The following is a 6,604-nucleotide window of genomic DNA, read 5'->3' on the forward strand; positions in this document are numbered from 1 at the left end:
TATACGCCCAATAACTTTCATTCAAATAATACAAATAAACTTAGTCCTCAAGAACAGCAAGCACATAAGAACGCAATCGAGCTTGATTCAAATAATACAAATAAACTTAGTCCTCAAGAACTGTTGGCCTTATTATAGCATATTTATGCTTTATTTACAGTACATATTGAGTATAAGTATCATTAAATGTCAGATAAAAAGTTGTGTTTTTATCTTCAAATTGTTCCATTAATCGAATGTTTTTTTCTGTTTGTTGCTGCTTATGAAGCATAGTATAAGGATTTTGTATATAGGAAATATTATTAAATTGATTTAAATCATATTCATATTTTTCAATGTAATCTTTATTGGAAACAATCAACATTGCAAATTTTTCTAGTTCTTCAATAGAATCGCAAGCCATATAATCATTGTTTAAAAGAAACAGGATATTATCTTGATCAAATGATTTCAACCATTTTAATGTGGTTTGTGTGATTGGAAAATCTATATATACGACGTTAAATTGATTTCTATTAATAAATAACAACAGGTTATAAACCATAATGTACTGTTGATCAACTGGAGTATCTCCTATGTTTATGTCCAACATTGATAAAAATTTAGAAACCTCAAAATCCGACATTTCTAAGCCAATATAACAGTCTATATTTCTTGTTAAAATTTCTCTCAATTTATACATACCATGATCAGTAATCAAACTTCTAAATCCTTCTCTAATCAATTCAAACGATTTAAAATCGTTTTCATTTTCTTGAATAAGATTAGTTGTTTCAATATTGAATATAGATTTTGTTCCAAATTCAAAATTAGAATTAATATCACTACCATATGGGTAATAAATAAAATTAAGCTCAGCTGGTTTAATTGACTGATTTTCAGAATCTAATACTTTACAATAATTTCTTTTCTTTTTAACGAATTGATTTATAAAACAATCTATTATATCTTTTTGTTTAGCACCTGCTAGTACTACTATATTATTATCTTCCGGAATCAAGTAGACAGATTCCTCATGTATTATTTTCACTATTTAGTCCTCCTATGATTAAAGTACGATCTGTTGTCGTAATGTTTTCTTGTAAAGTATAATTACTATTCATATTCACAATGTTTTGATATTGCCTCTCAGTTATTATTAAATATCTTATATCCCCATTATCAGGAACATTGTTTTTCAGTCTTTTTTGAATCGTCTTAGCTGAATCATTATTTATGCATAATTTTGCATAAACTGAATATTGGATTCGTATAAATCCTTCAGTTTTTAAATATTTTACAAATTGTCTGTAATGTCTTTGATCTGTTTTCGTTTCTTGGGGTAGATCAAAGAATAGTACTAATCGCACAAATCTACTACTCCCCTCCATAACGAATTCCTTTTGAAAAATCAATTTTCAAAATATCATCTGTTTTTTCATTCAAAAAACCAATATAAGAATCAATTAAATCTTCAATCGCATCTTTTAAACGCATCCATTTTTTATCTATATAAATCTTCGTTTCTAACAATCCAATCAATTCTTGTTTTTGAGCTACGCTAAAACTATCTTTAATATTTTCTTCAACCCATACATCTATTATTACTCGTAATGGCTCTATAAAATCATATGTTAAATTAAAGGCATTCGATTCACCAATATGATGAATTCCTAGTTGAGTTAATAATCCTCTAGCTGTTATACATTTTGAAATATAACTAGCTAAAATCTTATATCCATAATTCAGTGCAAAGTTTCTTACATCATTCTTATCATCTCTATAAAACTTTGTCCCAAACATCTTTCCAAAATAACACTTTGCACTCACTGCTTCTCGATTCGTTTGATCATCGTTATAAACTGAATTCTTGTAGCCAATTAAAGTTTCCAATTCATCACAATCCTCATAAATCAAGTCCAAAACATCAATTTCAGATTGTATTTTTTGTTCTATTATAAATTTCCATAATTTCTTTTTCCGAGTTATTTTCCAATTAATTTGTTTATTCAATTGCTTAAACACCAAAGAATGATTGTTAAATGGTTGAAAAATACCAATTGGATCATTCTTTGAATCACAAATTATTACATTAATATTATTTTCTACCAATTTAGATAACATTGGAATTGTCATAGTAATTCGATCATGCGAAAAAATAACTGTATCCAAATCGCATAATGGTATATTCTGATATTCATTTCCTATTGTAATTTTCATTCGATTTAATGTTAATGACACTGTACACTCAGTTCCAATTACTACTGTTTTCCAGCCCATATTAATAAAACTATAATAAAAAATGGGATAGCCACAATTAGCTATCTCTAATAGTTTTCGAATTTAAATCTTATTCTTCCAGACTAAATTCATTTGTATTATTTGACACACTCATTGTAGCACGTCGCTACAAATTTTCCAAGAGAACTTTTCCTTTTTAATCTTAGAATACTTTCCAGGAGCTTTTCTAGGACCTGATATTAATAATTTACCATTTTCATTATATGTATAACGAATGCCTAGAATACTTGATTTGATTTTGACATATTCTGCATCTTCATTATTATTCTTTTTCACAATATCTGTACCAGGTCTATATCGATCCAACGGAGAACATTTTCTATTAACAATTAGATTCAAATAAACAATAGTTTCTAAAAACCACTGATAATCAATTTTCCCCACTTTTGATTTTTGCTTATTCATCATTTCCGTAAACTTATTAATCACTAATTTCGTTTGTTTTTCTAAATCATCAAAATCCAAATAATTATCTAAGCAAAATCCCAACAATTCATCGATTGCATAATCATTAAATTTATGATGTCCACTTGGATTAACAATGTAATCCTTAAAATCAAAACGTATAGCCATTTCCTTTTTTAAAAGATATACTTCTTTATAGATATCATTATAACTAAAGCAATATACATGACTAGGTTCTAGAATTTTTCTAGTGATTGTACCAATACCAAACTTTAAAACTGTATTAGATTCTGTCTCGTAAAATAAATCATTTTTAAACACACGCATACGGAAATAATATTCCTTCACATTCCCATTTTCATCTAATAATTCAGGTACTTTATAGTAATCTCTTATTAACTTAATATATTGCTCTTTATTGATTTCACCGTTGTTACTTACTATAAGCTTCGGAATTTGTATACCGACATATGCTTTTTTTCCATTCTTTTTCCTATACTTATAGAAATCTACCGCAACACAGTTAATCGAACTATAAATACGCTTATCATTATTTACCCCTAAAAGACCCAACACACCTTTTTCTCTCGGTATGTTTTTCTTCTTATCCATTTGCGGATAAATAGTCGCATCAAAGAATGCACCTTTATAGTTTTTCTCTGCTTTTATAGAATATAAAGGTACAGTATCCTTTACTTGAGAAACCAATGAATCATTATCATTTGGATAATTACCAAATCGTTTGAAGTATGCATATTTAATGAATCCATACAATTTTTGATTTTCCGATTTATCACTATCTGGTCCCTGTGACTCCATCATTCTCTTCAAGAATTCTTGATAATACTTATTATTTCCACGTTCATCATAATTTGGATAATATGTCGATAAAACCATATCTGCAATCGCAACAATAGAAGCATCATGAGCATGGTGTTGATCACCAATATCACGATTTTTCTTCATATTAAATGCATTTCTATACACCGTTGTAAATGAAGAACGCAATGAAACAATATGAGTATCATAATTATTAACTGTGTTATAAGCTCTTAAAATCGCCATTAATTCTCGAATAATATAACGAGTATCCACTAAATTACGATTGATAAATCCCATTACTTCATCAGTCGATGCTAATAATAATCGTTTTAATTTCTTATCCGAAATCAATTTCATTCCATTCAATTCATAGCATCTACGTTTGAAATCACTAGCGATAATGCGTTTTCCCGCTTTGTTTGTTACAGTTTCCGATTCAATATATTCTAATGGAAGTCTGTCCGCTTTTTTACCATTGATTTCTTTTTTGATCAACATCAAGTTATCCATGGAATTATCACCAAAACCACGAGGTAGAATGTGATCCATTTCATAATCCTCTAATTTTTGAATGTCAATCTCATCTCCAGTTACCATATCACGACCGTTTTGACGAATATACAATTCAACTTTACGCTTATTTTTTTCTAAATATGGCTCGATAACATCCCAATCTTCCATATATTGTTTTGAAAGTTTGGCCTTTTTCTTCTGCTCTTTCATTTGATTATTTAAGTAATCATACAACTTTTTCATCTGATCAAAATGTTTAGCTGGTACATCTCCATCTTGAGAACTATCTTTTAAGTCTCTTGCTGTTTCAATAACAACACGATCAGGAACTCCATATGTTCTGATAACTTCTTCATATAGTTTAAAACATTCATTCAAAGCTCTAATAACTGGTCTAGCAATTGGAATAAATGGTTTACCATCCTGCATCAATAAATCAATAGACAACTTCTTCGTATCCTTTAATAAAGTCATATACTTGTTGGAATCAAAATTAATTCTATTTCCATCCAAGTCCGTTGCTTCAGTAATCAAAGTCATCTGTTCATTCTTTTGATTTTCTGAATTATCCCTTAACATTTCCTCAAGTAATGTTTCTCCATCAACATTCATTTTTGTTTCCATAATAAATTGTTTAGAGAAAGCATAGAATCCATTTGATTTACATCTAGCTAATTTTTTCGCGTCTTTTTCATCTAAATTCAACTTCTTAGTGAAATAATTAATCTTTGATTGTTCTTCATCAAATAAATTTAAGTTCAAAATAATATCTTCAATCTTATCTACTTTTTCTTTCTCATTTTCATTAAATAAATCAAGAATAGAATGCAATTCAAATTGAGGAAATACACTAATTATATTCTGATATAAAGTATATCTATTTTTAAACTTACCTTCTTTACGAGAGTCTTTAGGACCAAAAGATTTTAAGTTTAATAATTCTGCAATTTCTTTATGCGAAACATAATCTGTACGCTTCAAGAATAATTCATCAAATACTTTTAATTTATCTTCACGAGTTAAATAATATCGATTTTCATTCTTATCAATTGCGGTAAGAATATTCAATTCATTTAATAAGCTAAATGTCTCTGCAATAAATGATCCTTTTGGAAGTGCATATTCTTCGGGTAAATACGTACAATGTGAAATCATATTCAACTTCCAATTTTGAATACTCTCTTCTTCATTTACTAAAGCATCCTTACAATAGTCATATCCATACTTAAATATACCATCTTTACGATCAATCCAACTATTCTTAGCTTGTGAAGACAATGGTCCAATATAGTAAGGAATACGTGCTTTAATTGTAGAAATACATGCTTCAATGAAATTATCCGTAATCAAATTAGGATAAAATTCTTGTTGTTTATGCAAAATTTCACTAGCTTCTTTTACATACAAGCCATTCGGATACTTATTCTCCATATTTTTTACAACACGCAAACGCTCTCCAACTGCCTTACTCATTTTTTTCTGAATATTGTTCTTTTCTTCTTCATATTTATCTGGATCTGAATGTTCTAATTTTTGAACATTTAGAACTTCATTTAATTTCTCTACAGCCACTTCACAAATATAATTATGATCCTTTAAAATCTGAGAAACCGCAATTACATCATGAAGTTCTACTGCATTGTTCAAAAATTCATTTAAGCTATCCATCTTCAATAATTCATCTAATTTTACAGATTCTTTAGTTTTATCCTCTTGAACGAGTACAACAGACTCACTAATTTTCTTTAAATCACATTTAAATCCACAGATCAATTTCAATATTTCTAATAATGCATCATTATCCTCAGATTCCACTGTATATTCATCCTTCAACAAAGACTTTAATTCATTAGATTTTACTTTTCCCTTTTCAAAAATAGGTTTTAGTATTGTCTGCTCAAATTCTTTTGTATCTTCTTCAAAATTCACATATTCATGTGTAAACTCATAAAATTGCTCAACAAAGAAATCAAAAGTAATTGGTTCACTGGAGGTAAAATTAATATTCTCCATTAAGAAATGTCCACGAGTACCGCAAATATTATACAAACACAACAAAAGCTCTCTTAAAGATATCTGTTGTTTTAACGCTTTTAATCTTAAATGGTAGACTGTATCTTCTTCAGGGCGAGAAAAAGTATCTGAATTTGCAGTATAACTCAAATAATCTCTTTGATTCATTTCTTCTTTTGAAATCAATCCAAATTCAATAAATGCATTTTTTAATTGTTTCTTTCTCCAATTTCTTCTTCTCAATGTTCTTCTTGCGGAACGATTCAATCTAACTTCTTGTGCAGGAGTTGCTTGTTCAAACATATGAACTCCCATATCCAATAGTTTTCCCCTAACTTCATCAATAATTGACCAACCTATTGATGTAATTCCAATATCCAGGCCTAATACATACTTATTATCCATTTCAATACCCTCCATAAAGTGATTATGTTATATGCATTATAACACTTATGTAAGCTGTTTCCTATAAATTTCTATATAAAAAACAAAAGTGTATGCTATCAGCATACACTTTATATAAAGCAAATTTTATGCGCGTAAGTTATATTTTACCTTTACATCGCAAAAG

At 28.5% G+C, this 6,604-nt stretch carries 4 protein-coding genes; all 4 read right to left on the bottom strand.

Annotation, left to right across the window (positions count from 1 at the left end; translation table 11 throughout):
- Nucleotides 1-154: 154 nt before the first annotated feature.
- The 4 genes from Q3907_RS10160 to cas9 all read right to left on the bottom strand — a co-directional run bounded on the left by Q3907_RS10160 (nt 155) and on the right by cas9 (nt 6,438).
- Nucleotides 155-1,030 carry a hypothetical protein gene (locus tag Q3907_RS10160; protein WP_301898191.1) on the bottom strand — a complete coding sequence of 292 codons (876 nt, stop codon included), beginning with the start codon at nt 1,028-1,030 and terminating at the stop codon, nt 155-157.
- The gene (gene cas2, locus Q3907_RS10165) at nt 1,014-1,349 is read right to left on the bottom strand and encodes a CRISPR-associated endonuclease Cas2 (RefSeq protein WP_158553647.1); all 336 of its coding nucleotides are present in this window, start codon (nt 1,347-1,349) and stop codon (nt 1,014-1,016) included. The genes Q3907_RS10160 and cas2 overlap by 17 nt, the downstream gene beginning before the upstream one ends.
- 7 nt (nt 1,350-1,356) lie before the next feature.
- Nucleotides 1,357-2,259, bottom strand: a complete 903-nt coding sequence (cas1, locus tag Q3907_RS10170; protein ID WP_301898192.1) for a type II CRISPR-associated endonuclease Cas1 — start codon at nt 2,257-2,259, stop codon at nt 1,357-1,359.
- A gap of 111 nt (nt 2,260-2,370) precedes the next feature.
- A complete protein-coding gene (gene cas9, locus Q3907_RS10175) occupies nt 2,371-6,438 on the bottom strand; it encodes a type II CRISPR RNA-guided endonuclease Cas9 (protein ID WP_301898193.1) in 4,068 nt (1,355 codons plus the stop codon).
- Between the last annotated feature and the right edge of the window lie 166 nt (nt 6,439-6,604).

The organism is uncultured Holdemanella sp., assembly GCF_958348295.1.
Taxonomy (GTDB): domain Bacteria; phylum Bacillota_I; class Bacilli_A; order Erysipelotrichales; family Erysipelotrichaceae; genus Holdemanella.

Bases quoted from the DNA above. Each gene is read 5' to 3' on its own strand.
- cas9 (WP_301898193.1), bottom strand. From the start codon at position 6,438: ATGGATAATAAGTATGTATTAGGCCTGGATATTGGAATTACATCAATA.
- cas1 (WP_301898192.1), bottom strand. From the start codon at position 2,259: ATGGGCTGGAAAACAGTAGTAATTGGAACTGAGTGTACAGTGTCATTA.